The organism is Promicromonospora sp. NPDC052451 (genome assembly GCF_044547525.1).
Lineage (GTDB): Bacteria > Actinomycetota > Actinomycetes > Actinomycetales > Cellulomonadaceae > Promicromonospora.
On record NZ_JBIUAP010000002.1, the window covers coordinates 317,435 to 333,209 of the forward strand.

Here is a 15,775-nt window from a genome sequence, read left to right on the forward strand (position 1 = left end):
CCGCCCCCCCGCGGGGGGGGGGGCGGGCGGGGGGGGGGCGGGCCCGGGCGGGGGGGGGGGGGGCCCCGGCGCCCCCCGCGCCCCCCCCCCCCCCCCCCCCGACCGATCTCGTGGGGTTGTGGGGTGCGGGGGACCGATCTCGTGGGGTTGTGGGGTGCGGGGGACCGATCTCGTCGGGCCGTGGGGCGCAGGGGACCGATCTCGTGAGGTGCGCAGCGCAGGGGGGACCGAGCCCCGGCGGGCTGCGCGGCGCAGGGGCCGATTTTGCGGGCTGCACCGTGCAGGGGACCGAACCCGGCGGGGCGCGGTGGTGGACATATCGGGACCGGTGGATGCGAGACTGGCCGCATGGGAGTCGTCACCGACCGGCGGCGCGTGGTGCGCGTCCGCGAGGGTGTCCGTGCGGAGCGCCCGGACACGCTCGCCGTCGAGGAACCGCTGATGGTGCGGCTGGTCGCCGCGGTGGCGCGGTCGCGCGCCCCGGTCGTGCCGGCCGGGGCGGCCGGACGCCGGGCCGGGGCGGCCGGGGCGGTCGGACGCCCGGCCGGGGCGGCCGGTGCCGTGCTGCCGGTGGTGCCCGTAGGGCCGCGGCCGGTGGTGCCCGTGGGCGGGATGGCACCGGGGAGCGGGGCGGACGCCGAGACCCTGACCGTGACCATGCGGACCCCCGGTCACGACTTCGACCTGGTGGCCGGGTGGCTGGTCTCCGAGGGCGCGGTGGCCGCGCGGGAGGACATCGCGGCCATGCGGCTGTGCCCCGACGAGGACAACACGGTGGAGGTGGCGCTCGCGCGCGGCGTCGAGCCCCCGCGGCCCCGGGCCTTCGCGACGACGAGCGCGTGCGGGGTCTGCGGGTCGGACACGGTGGTGGAAGTGCTCGCGGGCCTGCGCTGGCCGGTCGCGGACGACTCCGTCACGGTGCGTCCCGAGGTGATCGCGGACCTGCCCGGCCTGCTGCGCGAGCGCCAGCGCGCCTTCGACCGGACCGGCGGGCTGCACGCCGCGGGTCTGTTCACCGCGGACGGCGAGCCGCTGTACGTGCGGGAGGACGTGGGGCGGCACAACGCCGTCGACAAGGTGGTCGGCGCGGCGCTGCGCGACGGCGCCCTGCCCGCTGCCGGGACGGTGCTCCAGGTCAGCGGGCGGGCGTCGTTCGAGCTGGTGCAGAAGGCCGCGCGGGCCGGCATCCCGGTGCTGTCGGCGATCTCGGCGCCGTCCACGCTGGCGGTGGACCTGGCCGAGGAGGCCGGTGTGACGCTGCTGGGGTTCGTGCGCGGCGACTCGATGAACGCCTACACACGGGCGGACCGGCTGCGGTGACCGGAGCCATGGCGCGGGCTCCGATCACCGGCTGACACGTCTGCCTCAGCAGTTCCGGATGAAGTACACCGGGTCCCAGCTCTCGGGGTGCCGGCGCTCGAACGCCGTCGACGGGTCGAGGACCTGCGTCGAGCCGTTCGAGCCGTAGAAGCGGGCGACGGTGCCTGTGGTCTGGTTGTTGTCCCACCCACCGTCGCCGACCCAGTTGTAGAGCGTGTAGGTGCGGCAGTTGTACAGGTGGAAGATCTTCCACTTGTTCTGGCTGGTGTCCCAGGCCCAGGCGCACATCGTGCCGTACTCGCAGCCGTACTGCTGGCCGGGGTTGGCGTAGGAGACCGTCACCGACGGGCTGATGGTCGGGACCGCCAGGGCTCCGCGGTCACCACGGGCCGAGGTCTCGGTGGGAGCGGGAGGCAGGACCAGGGTGCGGTCCTGCGCAGGGACGTTCGTGACGCGGGTGCCGTTCGTCGTGGCGTCGCCTGCGGCCTGGGCCGCCTGGGCGCCGCCGAGGGCGCACAACAGCGCCATCAGCAGCCCCGACAGCGCGGCGACTGCACGCTTCTGAGGTGTCATCGGTTCGTTCCGTCCTGCCCCGCGACGAGCGCCCGACCCCGTGCCGGACGCTGCGCGGAACACCACGAACCCTGGTACGGGTGTCTCGCGCGCGCGACGACGTTCGACGCTCGGCGAAAGTCACCCCACGGTGCCCGAAACTGCCCTCTGTGATGTATCAGACCGGATGTCCTCGGCCTCGTCCGCCGCGGACGCGGTGTACACGACGACGCGCAGGTCGCCCGGGCCGAGGGTCAGCACGTCCAGGTCGAGATCGAGGTGGCCGTGGACCGGGCTCGGCACCCGGAGCCGGTCCGCGTGACCGCCCGGGCTGGGTGGAGCGTCCCAGAGCCGGACGAACTCAGGGCTTCGGTCGCGCAGGTCGGCGATCATCGACGACAGCTCGGCGTCGGCCGGGTAGCGGCGTGCCGCGTCACGCAGCTCGGCCACGACCGTGGCACGGAAGCCGGCCAGCTTCTCGGGCACCCGGAACACCGACGGGCCGGTCTCCGTGAAGGCGCGCCAGACCACGTTCCGGTCGCGCCCAGGGGTGTCCGGCACCGTGCAGACGTCCGAGTGCCAGAGCTCGTTCGCGGCCAGCACCGTCCAGGTCGCGTCGCAGACGCAGACCGCCACCTCGGTCAGCCGGTCCAGCATCCGGCGCGCCGTCTCCGTGATCTCGCGCGGCACCCGGCCGTCCGCCTCGGGGGTGGCGGCGAACCCCGCCAGCGCACGCAGCCGGGTGTGCTCCGCCGGCGTGAGCCGCAGTGCCCGGGCGAGCGCGTCGACCACACCCGGCGAGGGCCGACGCCGGCCCTGCTCCAGCCGCTTCACGTGCTCCTCGGAGACACCGACGAGGCCCGCGAGCTCGTCGCGGCGCAGGCCGGGCACGCGCCGGACGGCGGGCAACGACGCCGACATCCCGACCTCGTCCGGGGTGACCCGGCGTCGCAGGCCCCGGAGGGCGGTTCCGAAGTCGTCGTCCGTGCGCACGGCCCGATTCTGTCAGTCGCGGGCGAGCCGTGGTCCCCCCGCGACCGGGGCGTCGGCCGCGTCGACCGGCTCCATGTAGAAGCGCGACCGGCGGATCAGGCCGTCACGCACCGTGACGACGATGACGCCGCGCAGGTCCTGCCCGGCAGCCCGGGTGTAGTGCCACTCGCCCCACACCTCGTCGCCCACCTCGACCGCGTTCGTCATCGCGATCACGATGTCCGGCGAGGTCGTGAAGATCATCTGCCAGTTCCGGCGCACCTGCTCCGGCCCCTGGAAGTCCCGGCCCGGGTGGGCCGGCCACTCGCTCACGAAGTCCGGGCCGAAACAGGCGGTCACCGCGTCGAGGTCGCGGCTGTTCAGGGCGCCGATCAGGCGCTGCACCACGGGGTTGCTCATGCCGGACACGCTAGCCACGTGGTCGCGGCCCTACCTGGTCCAAGATGTACCACGCGCGGCCCGCGCCGCTCAGGCCCGGCCCGAGTGGCGGGCCAGGAACGCCGCCGCGACGTCCATGGCGCGCTCCGCCGTCGGGTCGGTGGCGTGGTGGTGCTGGAACACGTGCGCGCTGTCCGGGTACACCTCCAACGTCACCTCGACGTCCGCGGCCGCGGCCCGGGCGGCGAGCTGTGTGCTGTCGTCGAGCAGCACCTCGGCGGAGCCCACCTGGAGCAGGAGCGGCGGCAGACCGCGCAGGTCGGCGAGCACCGGGCTGGCCAGGGGGTTGCGGGCGGCGTCGGCGTCGGGCAGGTAGGTGGCCGCGTACCCGCGGATGTCGGCGGCGTCGAAGACCGGGTCGACGCTCTCCTTGCCGGTCAGGCTGGCGCCGGACAGCGTCAGGTCGAACCACCCGGAGAAGGTGGCGACCGCGGCAGGCAGCGGGAGCCCGGCGTCGCGAGCGGCCAGCACCGTGGCCAGGGCGAGGCCGCCGCCCGCCGAGTCGCCCGCCAGGACGACACGCGCCGGGTCGGCGCCGGCCAGCAGGGCCCGGTAGGCCGCCAGGCCGTCGTCGACGGCGGCGGGGAACGGGTGCTCGGGGGCGAGGCGGTAGTCGACCGACACGGCGCGCAGCCCCGCCCGGGAGGCGAGCGCGGCGGCCAGCGGGACCCCCGTGCGCGCGTCGCCGACGACGTAGCCGCCGCCGTGCAGGTTGAGCAGTACGCCGGCGTCGTCGCCGGGCGTCAGGACGTCCAGCGCCGGGACGGTGCCGAGCGTGGTCTCGGTGACCCGGGTGCCGTCCGGCAGCGGCATCCGGCCGAACGACGTGTAGAAGGTGCGGAGCTCGGCGAGCGACGTCTGGTCCATGGTGTCCCCTCGTGCCTCAGAATAGATTCCATGGAAGCCAAACAAGATTCCACGGAATCTATTCCGCGAGGCGCCGGGCTCGACGGCACGCAGCTGCTCGACGACCTCGTGCGGGTCGAGGTCCGGCTCTACACCCTGCTCGACGCGCGGCTGCGGGCCGCCCACGGCCACGGGCTCGGCCGGCTGGACCTGCTCCGCGCCGTCGACTCGGTGCCGCACTGCCGGGTCTCCGACGTGGTGCGGCGGCTCGGGATCACCGTGGGCGCGGCGAGCAAGGGCGTCGACCGGCAGGTCCGGGACGGCCTGGTGCGCCGGCACGCCAACCCCGCGGACGGCCGCTCCTCGTTCCTCGAGCTCACCCCCGCCGGGCGGCAGGTGCTCGACGAGGCGCTGCCCACGCTCGACCGCGAGGCCGCGCAGGTGCTGCGGGGCACCGGCGTGCCCGACGGCGACCTCGCACACCTCGCGCACCTCCTCGCGGCGGTGCGCGGCGGCCTGGAGGCCGAGAGCGTGCGGTGAGCGGGACGGCGTCGGGCGCCGGGGTCAGGACGTGAAGAGGGGGACGACGCCCTTGATCGTCTCGAACAGGCCGTACGCCAGCGGCACGGTCACCACCAGCCACGTGACGACCAGCCGCGGCACCTGGTTCCCGACCTTCTGCGGAGGCTGCTCCGGCATGATCACACCTTCCCCTCGGCGAGCGCGCCGGCCGGGCCGGCGGGCTCGTGGAACCGCGCCGCGACGGGCTGCACCAGCGCGTTGGCCACGAACCCGACGGCCAGCACGCCCACCATGGTGAACAGTGCGGGCCGGTAGTCGGCGGCGACCAGCTCGCCCGGCGTGCCCTGCGCGTCGAGGAAACCGTTGATGATGAGCGGCCCGGCGATGCCCGCCGCGGACCACGCGGTCAGTAGCCGGCCGTGGATGGCACCCACCTGGAACGTGCCGAACAGATCGCGCAGGTAGGCGGGCGCGGTGGCGAAGCCGCCGCCGTAGAACGAGATGATGACCGCTGCCACCAGCACGAAGATCACCGTGGAGAGGTTGCCCACGGTGGCCAGCAGCACGTAGAGGATCATGCCGACGCCCAGGTACATGACGTAGGTCGGCTTGCGGCCGATGAAGTCCGACGTCGACGACCAGACGAACCGGCCGGCCATGTTGAACAGCGACAGGAACGCCACGAAGCCCGCCGCCGTCGCCGGGGCGACCGTGGAGGTGGCGCCGTCGCGGAAGAAGTCCTGGATCATCGGCGCGGCCTGCTCCAGGATGCCGATGCCCGCCGTCACGTTGCAGAACAGCACCGTCCACAGGAACCAGAACTGCGGGGTCCTGATCGCGTTCGCCGCCGAGACGTTCGCCGTCGACACCATGGGCCTGGCCGCCACGGCGCTCGCGTCGAAACCCGCGGGCGTCCAGCCCGGCGCGGGGACCCGGACCGTGAACACGCCGAGCATCATCACTAGGAAGTACGCGATGCCCAGCGTCACGAACAGCGAGGTGACGGCGCCACCGGAGGCCACGGACGTCGGGTCGGAGGGGTCGTAGCCGCTGTCGTAGACCGCCATGAGCTGCCGGGACAACGGAGAGGCCACCAGCGCGCCGCCGCCGAACCCCATGATCGCCATGCCCGTGGCCAGGCCCGGCCGGTCGGGGAACCACTTGATCAGCGTCGACACGGGCGAGATGTAGCCGATGCCCAGCCCGATGCCGCCGATCACGCCGTACCCGAGGTAGACCAGCCAGAGCTGCGACGTGGCGATGCCGAGCGCGCCGACGAGGAACCCCGAGGCCCAGAAGCACGCCGACGTGAACATCGCCGCCCGCGGCCCGACCCGTTCCACCCAGGTACCCATCACCGCCGCCGAGAGCCCGAGCATGACGATGGCGATCGAGAAGATGACGCCGACCGCCGTCAGGCTCGTGTCGAAGTGGGCGACCAGCGCGTTCTTGTACACGCTGGTGGCATAGGCCTGGCCGATGCACAGGTGGATGGCGAGCGCCGCCGGCGGGATGAGCCACCGGCTGTAACCGGGCCTGGCCACCGTGTGCTCGCGGTCGAGGAACGACAGCGCCACGGAGCACCTCCTCGTGCTGGGGTACCGCGGGAATGCGGTTTCACCCGTTGGGTGGTGCGCACGCTACTGGCGGCGGGTGCCCGGGTCAATGGTCCGGGCCGTGGCCGGTCGGGGTCAGTGCTGCGGGCTGCGCACGGCCGCCAGGAACAGGGGCAGGCCGGTCTCCGTGTGGGCGATCCGGAGCAGGTAGGGCCGGTCGACCAGCATCCGCACGGCCTCCTCGGGCATCGCGCCGCTCGTCTCGACGCCCAGCTCGGTGACCGCGGCGGCGACCGTGCCCTCCTCGTCCAGGCGCAGGTACGCCTGCTGCATGGCCTGGCTCAGCCGCAGCGGCTCCGCGGTGGTGATCCCGGACAGGTCCGGCTCGCCGAACAGCCCGCCGAGGCCCGCCTCCTCCAGCGCGGGCGCCAGGTCCAGGACCGGCGGGCGGAGCTCCAGCGTGGGCATCGTGAGCTCGACGGACCGTGGCGACCCGCCGTCGAGCGCCCGGGTGAGGGCGTCCAGGGCGTCGGGCGTGATCTGTGCGGGGTCGGCCCCGGCGGGCGGCAGCAGCACGTCCGCGTGGAACGCCTCGGTGTAGGGCAGCCGCACGGCCGCCCAGCCGTCGCGTTCCGCGTAGGCCCAGGCCTCGGTGCCGTGCAGCATGCTGGTCGGTCGCGTCCCCGCCGGCCCCGTGAAGTCCACGTCGCGGGTCAGGTCCTCCTGGAACGGCGTCTCCCAGCGGGCCGCGAGCAGGACGGCGTTCTGCAGCACGAGCCGCAGCGCCGCGTCGGGCTCGATCGCCGACCTCTTGATCAGGCCACCGGTGTGCTCCCGCACCCACGCGTCCAGCACCGCCTTGCCGGCACCGCTGCCCAGGTCCGTGCGCTGGACACCCGCGTCGAAGGACGTCGCCAGCGCGTCCAGGTAGTCCTGCTCCACGGCCAGCCCGTCGTCGAGCACCGCCTGGTTCGCCAGGTGCAGCAGCGGCCGGTCGGGCAGCTCGTCGTCCTGCACGACGGCAGGGTCGCCGTCGTACCGGGTGAGCGCGCCCGCCAGGGCGTTGTAGGCGGCGGTGCGGTCCTCGCCTGCCGCACCCAGCGCCGCGTCGAGCGATGCCGTGGTCCGGCCGCGCGCGCCCTCGGCCAGCAGCGCCAGCGCGTACGACAGCGACGCCGGGGAGACCAGCGCGTTCTCCTCTGGCTCCTGGGTCGCGCGCAGGGCGAGCAGGCCCAGGTGCTCGGTGGCGGTCACGGCGTCGGCGCTCGCGGGCGCGTCGGCCAGGGCGACGACGGTGCGCGCGGCGTCGGAGCGCACGAGTCCCTCGTCGGCGGCGGGGCCGCACGCGGTCAGGGCGAGGACGGCGGCCAGGCCCGCCGCCGCGGCGCGGGCTGGGCGGTGCACGGCGGGACGGTGCGGGGCCGGGCGGTGCGGGGCTGGGCGGTGCGGGGCTGGGCGGTGCGCGGCGGGCTGACGCGTGGCGAGGTGGTGCGTAGATGGGCGGACAGGGCTGCTGGTCCTGGGGCGACGCTGCACTGCTTCCTCCTGGGGCCGGGGACCGGGCACGCGCACGGCCTCGCCCCGGTTATGTCCCGGCCGGCCCGGCGCTTGCGCCGCTCACGGGTCGGACGCACAGGTCAGCCAGGTGATCCGTGGGTCGGACACGGGCGGACGGATGCGACAGATGTCAGTGGTCCCGGGCACAATCTGTGCGGACCACCCGGCGTGTGCGACGCGACAAGTGAGGTAGGAAACGTTGGCAAGTATCAACCGGCGGATCGCCGAGGAGCTGGGCGTGCGGGAAGGGCAGGTGTCCGCCGCGGTCGACCTGCTCGACGGCGGCGCGACGGTGCCGTTCATCGCCCGCTACCGCAAGGAGGTCACGGGCACGCTCGACGACGCGCAGCTGCGCACGCTGGAGGAGCGGCTGCGGTACCTGCGCGAGCTGGAGGAGCGGCGGGCGGCGATCCTGGCCTCGGTCGAGGAGCAGGGCAAGCTCACGGACGAGCTGCGGGCGCAGATCATGTCGGCGGAGACCAAGTCGCGGCTGGAGGACATCTACCTCCCGTACAAGCCGAAGCGGCGTACCAAGGCGCAGATCGCGCGCGAGGCCGGCCTGGAGCCGCTCGCCGACGCCCTGCTCGGTGACCCGTCGCTGGACCCGCAGGAGGCCGCCGGGCCCTACGTCGACGCCGACAAGGGCGTGGCCGACGCCGCTGCGGCGCTCGACGGGGCCCGGGCGATCCTCGTGGAGCGCATGGGCGAGGACGCCGACCTGATCGGCACGCTGCGCGAGCGGCTGTGGCAGCGCGGGCGCATGCTCTCGGCCGTCCGCGACGGCGCGCAGGACAAGGGCGCCAAGTTCTCCGACTACTTCGAGTTCTCCGAGGCGCTGTCGAGCCTGCCCTCGCACCGCGTGCTCGCCCTGTTCCGGGGCGAGAAGGAGGACGTGCTGGACCTGACCATCGAGCCGGAGGAGGGCATCGAGCCCGGCGTGCCGACGTCGTACGAGGCGACCATCGCGCACCAGTTCGGCATCGCGAACCAGGGCCGTCCGGCCGACCGCTGGCTGACCGACACCGTTCGGTGGGCCTGGCGCACCAAGATCCTCGTGCACCTCGGTATCGACGTGCGACTGCGGCTGCGCTCGGAGGCGGAGGACGAGGCGGTGCGCGTCTTCGCCGCCAACCTGCGCGACCTGCTGCTGGCCGCGCCGGCCGGCACGCGCGCCACGATGGGCCTCGACCCGGGGCTGCGCACGGGCGTCAAGGTCGCCGTCGTGGACGCGACCGGCAAGGTCGTGGAGCACGCGACGATCTACCCGCACGCACCCGCCAACCGGTGGGACGAGTCGCTGGCCGTGCTCGCCCGGCTGGCCACGAAGCACTCGGTCGACCTGGTGGCGATCGGCAACGGGACGGCGTCGCGCGAGACGGAGCGCCTGGCCGCCGACCTGATGAAGAAGGCGCCGGAGCTCGGCCTGACCAAGGCCGTCGTGTCGGAGGCGGGTGCGTCCGTGTACTCGGCGTCGGCGTATGCGAGCTCCGAGCTGCCGGACCTGGACGTGTCGATCCGCGGTGCCGTGTCCATCGCGCGCCGCCTGCAGGACCCGCTCGCGGAGCTCGTGAAGATCGACCCCAAGTCGATCGGCGTGGGCCAGTACCAGCACGACATCACCGAGACCAAGCTGTCGCGGTCGCTGGACGCCGTGGTCGAGGACTGCGTGAACGGCGTGGGCGTGGACCTCAACACGGCGTCGGTGCCGCTGCTGTCGAGGGTCTCGGGCATCACCTCGACGCTCGCGGAGAACATCGTCTCCTACCGGGACGCCAACGGCCCGTACGCGTCGCGGGCGGCGCTGAAGAACGTGCCGCGCCTGGGTCCCAAGGCGTTCGAGCAGTGCGCGGGCTTCCTCAAGGTCACCGGCGGCGACGAGCCGCTGGACGCGTCGTCGGTGCACCCCGAGGCGTACCCGCTGGCGCGGCGCATCGTGACGGCGTCGGGCGCGGACGTCCGGGCCCTCATCGGCAACGGCGCCGCCCTGCGGACGCTGAAGCCCACCCAGTTCGTGGACGAGACCTTCGGTCTGCCCACCGTGACCGACATCTTCGCCGAGCTGGAGAAGCCGGGCCGCGACCCGCGCCCGGCCTTCACCACGGCGTCCTTCGCCGACGGCGTCGAGACGCTGGGGGACCTGGTGCCGGGCATGGTGCTGGAGGGACAGGTCACCAACGTGGCGGCGTTCGGCGCGTTCGTAGACGTCGGGGTGCACCAGGACGGTCTGGTGCACGTCTCGGCGATGTCCAAGAACTTCGTCAGCGATCCGCGCGAGGTCGTGAAGTCCGGCGACATCGTCAAGGTGAAGGTCATGGACGTGGACCTGCAGCGCAAGCGCATCTCGCTCTCGCTGCGGCTGGACGACGAGGTCGGCGGCGGGTCGGGCACCGGGCGTTCCGGCGGGGCCGGCGGTCAGGGTGACGGCCGGCGCGGGGGCCGCCCGGGTGGCGAGGGCCGCGGCCGGGACGGTCAGGGCCGGGGCCGGGAGGGTCAGGGTCAGCGTGGCCAGGGTCAGCGCGGCCAGGGTGGCCGCGGCCGCCCCGCCCCCGCCGACACCGCGATGGCGGACGCCCTGCGCCGCGCGGGCCTGGCCTGACCCACCCACCTGCCGGCGGTCGGGTGCCGAACGTAGGGTTGGTCGCGGTGTGCGGCTCCATGAGCCGACCAGCCCTACGTTCGACGGCCGGGCCCGGCGCGGGCTGGGGTGGGGTGGTCTGTCGCGCGGACATCTGACGGATCCGTAAGGTCCTCGCGCCTGGCGTCCGGACCGGCGGCAGGACACCATGGCGCCATGAGTGTTTCTGAGGAGTCGTTCGACGTCGTCGTGATCGGCGGCGGGCCGGTGGGCGAGAACGCGGCCGACCGCGCCTCGCGCACGGGCCTGTCCGTCGCGCTGGTCGAGTCCGAGCTGGTGGGCGGCGAGTGCTCGTACTGGGCCTGCATGCCGTCCAAGGTGCTGCTGCGCGCGGGCGCCGTCCGCGCGCTCGCCCGGGACACGCCGGGTCTGAAGGATCCGGGTCCGCTGGACGCTGCGGCGGTCTTCGCCCGCCGCGACGAGATCACCAGCCACTGGGACGACGCCGGGCAGGTCTCGTGGGTCGAGAGCGCCGGCCTGACGCTGGTGCGTGGGCACGGCCGGCTGGCCGGCGAGCGGCTCGTCGAGGTGACGGCGCCCAAGGACAGCCCCGCCGCGGGCTTCGGGGAGGCCACCGACATCGGCGACGCGCCGGTCACCCGGCTCCTGCGGGCGCGGCACGCGGTGATCGTCGCGACGGGCAGCGTGCCCGTGCTGCCGGACGTGCCGGGCCTCGCCGAGGCCTCGCCCTGGTCGAGCCGTGAGGCGACGGCGGCCGACTCCGTGCCGGAGTCGCTCGTCGTGGTCGGCGGCGGTGTGGTGGGCGTCGAGATGGCGAACGCGTACGCGGACCTCGGTGCGCGGGTGACGCTGCTGGCCCGGGGCGGCCTGCTGTCGAACGCCGAGCCGTTCGCCGGCGAGATGGTCGCGGACGCGCTGCGGGCGGCGGGCGTCGACGTCCGGCTGGGTGTCGAGCCCAGCGCGGTGCGGCGTCCGGACGCGGACGGCCCGGTGACCGTCACCCTGTCCGACGGTGGCGAGGTCACGGCGGCCGAGATCCTCGTGGCCACGGGCCGGGTCCCGCGCACGGTGGACCTGAGCCTGGACACGATCGGCCTGGACGACTCGGCGCTGGGTCGCGGCGGCGCGCTCGTCGTCGACGAGTCGATGCAGGTCACCGCGGTGCCCGAGAGCTGGTTGTACGCCTGCGGCGACGTGACGGGCCGCGCGCCGACCACGCACCAGGGCAAGTACCAGGCGCGGGTCGTCGGCGACGTGGTGGCCGCGCGCTTCGGCACGGAGGCGGGTGACCGTGCCCCGACCAGCGGCGTGCCGGCCCCCGGTGTGGGGCAGGAGGCCGAGCCCTGGTCGCGGTACGCCGCGACCGCTGACCGGGCGGCGCGGGTCCAGGTGGTCTTCACGCAGCCGCAGGTCGGCTGGGTGGGCCCGACGGAGCGGGAGGCGCGGTCGGCGGGGATCCCCGTCGAGGCCGTGTCGTACGACCTGGCCTGGGTGGCGGGCGCCAGCGTGGAGTCACCCGGGTACGCGGGCCGGGCCCAGGTGCTGGTCGACACGCAGCGCCGGGTCCTGGTCGGCGCCACCTTCGTGGGGCCCGACGCCGGCGAGATGCTGCACGCGGCGACCATCGCCGTCGTCGGCGAGGTGCCGCTGGACCGCCTCTGGCACGCGGTCCCGGCCTACCCCACGGTCAGCGAGGTCTGGCTCCGCTTCCTGGAGTCCTACGGCCTGTAGCACGCGGTGAGTGCTGGATCTTCGCCCGTCTGACACACGGAAGAGGGCGAAGATCCAGCACTCAACGGGTCACGCGTTCGGGGTGAGGGAGCCGTCCGAGCTGAACACCAGGCCGAGGGTGATCTCGCCCTGCTGGAGCGCCGTCTTGGTCAGCGGACCGCCCGCGTCGAGCGCGGTGAACTCCGCGAACTCCAGGCCGTAGGTCTCCTCCAGGCCCGGCTGGCAGAACGGACGCTCGGTGCACTCCGGCGGGCCGCCGAGCACCAGGCCGCCGCAGGTCTCGGCGAGCTCGCTGAGCGTGCTGACGCCGTGCTCGTCGGCGAAGGCCTTGGTCACGGCGAACGCGTTCTGGTCCTGCGCGGGGGAGGGCTCGCCGAACGTGAGGCCCACCTCCTCGCCCAGGCCGGTGAGTCCCTCGACCGTCGCGTCGAGGTCGCTGCTGGCGACCGGCTCGGCGTCGGCGCCGTTGACGTTCTTGTTGATGAACTCGGTCAGCGTGCCCACGTACTCGGGGATCACCTGGACCTGCTTGCCGTCCTCCAGCGCCGGGAGGTAGGCCTCGCGGTTGCCGATGGTGGTCACCTCGGCCTCGTACCCGGCGGCGTTCAGCACCGTCGCGTAGATGGTGCCGAGCGTGGCGCTCTCCGCGAAGTCGGCGGCGCCGACCACGATCTTGCCGGAGCCGCTCTGCTCGGGGCTGTCCAGCCCGGCGTCGGCGACGAACTCCTCGGCGACCTCCTTGGAGGTGCGCCGGTCCACGTCGACGGCCTTGTTCAGGCCGATGAGGGTGTCGGTGTCGAGCGCTGCGGACACCGAGTCGAGCAGCGGCACCAGGGCGTCGTCGCCCTCGATCGCGGCCGCGTTGACCGCCGGGATGATGTTGTCGACGGTCTGGAGCTGCTGGTCGTCCTCCAGCACCACCAGCTCGTCGCCCGGGACAGCCTCGCAGGCGGCGAGGCTGCTGCCACCGTCCGTCGGGCTGCTGCCACCCCCGCCCCCGGCGGAGCCCGGTTCGCCGCAGGCGGTCAGGAACGCGAGGGAGACGACGGCTGCCGCGGCGCCGAGGGCGCGGGGCACGGACAGAGATCTACGGGCGAGCTTCATCGAAAGTCTCCGAGTGTGTGTGGCGTACAACTGTTCTACGGCTTCGATCGGTCCCATTCGACCCCGCCCGGCGGTCGATGGCAAGGGATAAACCCGCTCGTGAGAATGTCGTTACATCCTCGGTCCCGGTCAGGACGCCCCGGCGCGCAGCGGTGCGGGCGTGGCCAGCCGCTGCCCGACGGCGAGCACCCCGTCGATCAGCAGGCACAGCACCGCCACGAGCACGCCGCCGGCGAGCACCTCGCCGTACCGCTGGGTGCCCATGCCGAACGAGATGATCTTGCCCAGCCCGCCACCGCCGGCGAGTGCCGCGAGCGGGATGGTCGCGACCACCTGCACGATGGTGGTGCGCAGCCCGGCGGCCACGAGCGTGGTGGCCAGCGGCAGCTCGACCTGCGTCAGGATGCGGCCGCCGCTCATGCCCATGCCGCGTGCGGCGTCCCGGGCGTCGGGGTCCGCGCCGCGCACGCCCTCGTAGGTGTTGACCAGCAGCACCGGGACGGCGAAGAACGCGGCGGCGATCACGGTCGCGGTGTTGCCGAACAGGCCCGTGGAGGCGAGCAGGAGGATGATGCCGAGGGTCGGCAGCGCGCGGGAGGCGTTGGTGAGCCAGACGACGAGGCCCGCCCCGCGGCCGCTGTGCCCCAGCCAGGCACCGAGGGGGATCGAGAACGCGGCGGCGATCGCCACGGCGACGACGGTCATCAGCAGGTGCTCGCCGGCCAGGTCGAGGATGCCGCCGGGCTCGGTCCAGGTCAGGGGGTCGTTGAGCCAGACGAGGGCCTCGCCGACGACACCGGTGGGGGCGCTCATGCGGTCCTCCTGCGCAGCCACGGGGTCAGGGCCCGCCCGGCCGCCCACAGGGCGAGGTCGAGCACGAGGGCGAGCAGGATGGTCGCGAGCGTCGCGGTCATGATCTCGGCGCGGTAGAAGTTGTTCCGGAAGCCCTGGAACATGATCTGCCCCAGCCCGCCGTACCCGACGACGACGCCGACCGTCACGAGCGCCACGGACGACACCGTCGCGAGTCGCAGGCCGGCGATGATGCTGGGCAGTGCGCTGGGCATCGCCACCTGCACGAGCAGCCGCCCGGGTCCGTAGCCGAGGCCGCGGGCGGCGTCGACCACCGCGGGGTCCACGGTGGAGAGCCCGGCCACGGTGTTGCGCAGGATGACGAGCAGCGCGTAGACGACGAGCCCGATCAGCACGGGTGTGCGCCCGATGCCGAGCAGTGGCGCGAGGATGCCGAACAGCGCCAGCGAGGGGATGGTGTACAGGACGGCCGCGGTGCCGAGCACGGGCCCGGCCAGCCACCGGGTCCGGTAGACCAGCGCACCGAGCGGGATGGCGATGGCCGCGGAGATCACGACCGCCTCGATCGTCACGCCGGCGTGCTCGACGGTGCGCTGCCAGAGCGCCGGCGCGTTGTCGACCACGTACGACCAGGAGAACCACGGGTTACCGGGCATGGCTAAGACCGTACCGTGCGAATCACCCGGTAGGTTCGAGGCATGGCTGCCCGCACAGTGATCGAGCTCGACACCGTCCGCAAGGCGTACGCGGACGGCACCGTCGCCGTCGAAGGACTGAGCCTGGCCGTGCGCGAGCACGAGGTGCTCGCCCTGGTCGGTCCCTCCGGCTGCGGCAAGTCGACCACGTTGCGCATGGTGAACCGTCTGGTGGAGCCGACGTCGGGCCGCATCCTGCTCGACGGCGAGGACGTCACCGACGCCGACCCGGTGCAGCTGCGCCGCCGCATCGGCTACGTGATCCAGAACGTCGGGCTGTTCCCGCACCGCACCGTCGAGGCGAACATCGCCACCGTGCCCGGGCTGCTGGGCTGGGACCGTCGCCGGACGCGGGCCCGGGTCTCGGAGCTGCTGGACCTCGTGGGGCTGCCCGCCGCGACCTATGCCAGGCGGTACCCGCACGAGCTCTCGGGCGGCGAGCGGCAGCGCATCGGGGTCGCGCGTGCGCTCGCGACCGACCCGCCCGTGCTGCTCATGGACGAGCCGTTCGGCGCCGTCGACCCCGAGTTCCGGCGGCACCTCCAGACGGAGTTCCAGCGGATCCAGCGGGAGACGGGCACGACGGTGATCCTCGTCACGCACGACATCGACGAGGCGGCGCGCCTCGGCGACCGCATCGCCGTCCTGTCCCGGGGCGGCCACCTGGAACAGGTCGCGAGCCCGCTCGCGGTGCTGGCGCACCCGGCCTCGGACCGCGTGCGGGACTTCATCGGGGACGGCTCGGCGTCGCGCATGCTGGCGCTGGCCCGCGTGCAGACCGCCGATCTGGAGGACGCGGACCGGATCGTGCAGCCCGCGCCCGACCCCGTGCGGCTGGGCGCCCGGCTGACCGACGCCTTCGAGGCCGTCGCGGCACTGCCGGGTTCGGCGATGGGGCGGGTGCCGGTCGTGGGGGAGTCGGGCGACGTCGTCGGCTCGCTGACCGCCGACGGGATCCTCGGCGCGCTGCGCCGTGCCGCGGACGCCGCGGCGTCGGACCCGGGTGTGCACGACGCCGCTGTGGCCGACGCCGCTTCCTGAGCCCGGGACCT

General features: G+C 73.9%; 15 protein-coding genes. 5 read left to right on the plus strand and 10 right to left on the minus strand.

Annotated elements, in window-relative coordinates:
• The first annotated feature begins 348 nt into the window (after window positions 1–348).
• Window positions 349–1,320, plus strand: a complete 972-nt coding sequence (gene fdhD, locus ACIG47_RS04300) for a formate dehydrogenase accessory sulfurtransferase FdhD (protein WP_397429748.1) — start codon at window positions 349–351, stop codon at window positions 1,318–1,320.
• Window positions 1,321–1,365: 45 nt separating this feature from the next.
• Here the strand turns inward: fdhD and ACIG47_RS04305 are convergent, their stop codons facing one another.
• From ACIG47_RS04305 to ACIG47_RS04320, 4 genes are all read right to left on the minus strand, one after another.
• Entirely contained in the window at window positions 1,366–1,893 is a 528-nt protein-coding gene (locus ACIG47_RS04305; RefSeq protein WP_397429749.1) for a hypothetical protein, read from the minus strand.
• A 120-nt stretch (window positions 1,894–2,013) separates the two neighbouring features.
• A complete protein-coding gene (locus ACIG47_RS04310; RefSeq protein ID WP_397429750.1) occupies window positions 2,014–2,865 on the minus strand; it encodes a helix-turn-helix domain-containing protein in 852 nt (283 codons plus the stop codon).
• A gap of 12 nt (window positions 2,866–2,877) precedes the next feature.
• Entirely contained in the window at window positions 2,878–3,264 is a 387-nt protein-coding gene (locus ACIG47_RS04315; RefSeq protein WP_397429751.1) for a nuclear transport factor 2 family protein, read from the minus strand.
• Between the two features lie 69 nt (window positions 3,265–3,333).
• Window positions 3,334–4,170 carry an alpha/beta hydrolase gene (locus ACIG47_RS04320; RefSeq protein ID WP_397429752.1) on the minus strand — a complete coding sequence of 279 codons (837 nt, stop codon included), beginning with the start codon at window positions 4,168–4,170 and terminating at the stop codon, window positions 3,334–3,336.
• Window positions 4,171–4,200: 30 nt separating this feature from the next.
• On the opposite strand from ACIG47_RS04320, the gene ACIG47_RS04325 reads away from it, so the two are divergent.
• Window positions 4,201–4,689 carry a MarR family winged helix-turn-helix transcriptional regulator gene (locus tag ACIG47_RS04325; protein ID WP_397429753.1) on the plus strand — a complete coding sequence of 163 codons (489 nt, stop codon included), beginning with the start codon at window positions 4,201–4,203 and terminating at the stop codon, window positions 4,687–4,689.
• 24 nt (window positions 4,690–4,713) lie between these two features.
• Here ACIG47_RS04325 and ACIG47_RS04330 read toward each other — a convergent pair whose 3' ends face one another.
• The 3 genes from ACIG47_RS04330 to ACIG47_RS04340 all read right to left on the minus strand — a co-directional run bounded on the left by ACIG47_RS04330 (window position 4,714) and on the right by ACIG47_RS04340 (window position 7,631).
• Window positions 4,714–4,848 (minus strand): hypothetical protein, encoded by a 135-nt coding sequence (locus tag ACIG47_RS04330; RefSeq protein ID WP_397429755.1) that lies wholly within the window; start codon window positions 4,846–4,848, stop codon window positions 4,714–4,716.
• A 2-nt stretch (window positions 4,849–4,850) separates the two neighbouring features.
• Window positions 4,851–6,242, minus strand: a complete 1,392-nt coding sequence (locus ACIG47_RS04335) for an OFA family MFS transporter (protein WP_397429993.1) — start codon at window positions 6,240–6,242, stop codon at window positions 4,851–4,853.
• A gap of 120 nt (window positions 6,243–6,362) precedes the next feature.
• Window positions 6,363–7,631, minus strand: coding sequence for a serpin family protein (locus ACIG47_RS04340; protein WP_397429756.1), 1,269 nt, complete (start codon window positions 7,629–7,631; stop codon window positions 6,363–6,365).
• Between the two features lie 352 nt (window positions 7,632–7,983).
• On the opposite strand from ACIG47_RS04340, the gene ACIG47_RS04345 reads away from it, so the two are divergent.
• Complete coding sequence (locus tag ACIG47_RS04345; protein ID WP_397429757.1) at window positions 7,984–10,380, plus strand: Tex family protein; 2,397 nt, start codon at window positions 7,984–7,986, stop codon at window positions 10,378–10,380.
• A 195-nt stretch (window positions 10,381–10,575) separates the two neighbouring features.
• A complete protein-coding gene (locus tag ACIG47_RS04350; RefSeq protein WP_397429758.1) occupies window positions 10,576–12,111 on the plus strand; it encodes a dihydrolipoyl dehydrogenase family protein in 1,536 nt (511 codons plus the stop codon).
• A 69-nt stretch (window positions 12,112–12,180) separates the two neighbouring features.
• On the opposite strand, the gene ACIG47_RS04355 is transcribed toward ACIG47_RS04350, so the two are convergent.
• The 3 genes from ACIG47_RS04355 to ACIG47_RS04365 all read right to left on the minus strand — a co-directional run bounded on the left by ACIG47_RS04355 (window position 12,181) and on the right by ACIG47_RS04365 (window position 14,684).
• Window positions 12,181–13,215, minus strand: coding sequence for a glycine betaine ABC transporter substrate-binding protein (locus ACIG47_RS04355; RefSeq protein WP_397429759.1), 1,035 nt, complete (start codon window positions 13,213–13,215; stop codon window positions 12,181–12,183).
• Window positions 13,216–13,344: 129 nt separating this feature from the next.
• The gene (locus ACIG47_RS04360; RefSeq protein ID WP_397429760.1) at window positions 13,345–14,028 is read right to left on the minus strand and encodes an ABC transporter permease; all 684 of its coding nucleotides are present in this window, start codon (window positions 14,026–14,028) and stop codon (window positions 13,345–13,347) included.
• A complete protein-coding gene (locus ACIG47_RS04365; RefSeq protein ID WP_397429761.1) occupies window positions 14,025–14,684 on the minus strand; it encodes an ABC transporter permease in 660 nt (219 codons plus the stop codon). The genes ACIG47_RS04360 and ACIG47_RS04365 overlap by 4 nt, the downstream gene beginning before the upstream one ends.
• 42 nt (window positions 14,685–14,726) lie before the next feature.
• Between ACIG47_RS04365 and ACIG47_RS04370 the strand changes: the two genes are divergently transcribed.
• Window positions 14,727–15,764, plus strand: a complete 1,038-nt coding sequence (locus ACIG47_RS04370) for an ABC transporter ATP-binding protein (RefSeq protein WP_397429762.1) — start codon at window positions 14,727–14,729, stop codon at window positions 15,762–15,764.
• The last annotated feature ends 11 nt before the right edge of the window (window positions 15,765–15,775 follow it).

Excerpts from the sequence above, each read along its gene's own strand:
- fdhD (WP_397429748.1), top strand. The coding sequence starts at position 349 with ATGGGAGTCGTCACCGACCGGCGGCGCGTGGTGCGCGTCCGCGAGGGT.
- ACIG47_RS04305 (WP_397429749.1), bottom strand. The coding sequence starts at position 1,893 with ATGACACCTCAGAAGCGTGCAGTCGCCGCGCTGTCGGGGCTGCTGATG.
- ACIG47_RS04315 (WP_397429751.1), bottom strand. The coding sequence starts at position 3,264 with ATGAGCAACCCCGTGGTGCAGCGCCTGATCGGCGCCCTGAACAGCCGC.
- ACIG47_RS04320 (WP_397429752.1), bottom strand. The coding sequence starts at position 4,170 with ATGGACCAGACGTCGCTCGCCGAGCTCCGCACCTTCTACACGTCGTTC.
- ACIG47_RS04325 (WP_397429753.1), top strand. The coding sequence starts at position 4,201 with ATGGAAGCCAAACAAGATTCCACGGAATCTATTCCGCGAGGCGCCGGG.
- ACIG47_RS04330 (WP_397429755.1), bottom strand. The coding sequence starts at position 4,848 with ATGCCGGAGCAGCCTCCGCAGAAGGTCGGGAACCAGGTGCCGCGGCTG.
- ACIG47_RS04350 (WP_397429758.1), top strand. The coding sequence starts at position 10,576 with ATGAGTGTTTCTGAGGAGTCGTTCGACGTCGTCGTGATCGGCGGCGGG.
- ACIG47_RS04355 (WP_397429759.1), bottom strand. The coding sequence starts at position 13,215 with ATGAAGCTCGCCCGTAGATCTCTGTCCGTGCCCCGCGCCCTCGGCGCC.
- ACIG47_RS04360 (WP_397429760.1), bottom strand. The coding sequence starts at position 14,028 with ATGAGCGCCCCCACCGGTGTCGTCGGCGAGGCCCTCGTCTGGCTCAAC.
- ACIG47_RS04365 (WP_397429761.1), bottom strand. The coding sequence starts at position 14,684 with ATGCCCGGTAACCCGTGGTTCTCCTGGTCGTACGTGGTCGACAACGCG.
- ACIG47_RS04370 (WP_397429762.1), top strand. The coding sequence starts at position 14,727 with ATGGCTGCCCGCACAGTGATCGAGCTCGACACCGTCCGCAAGGCGTAC.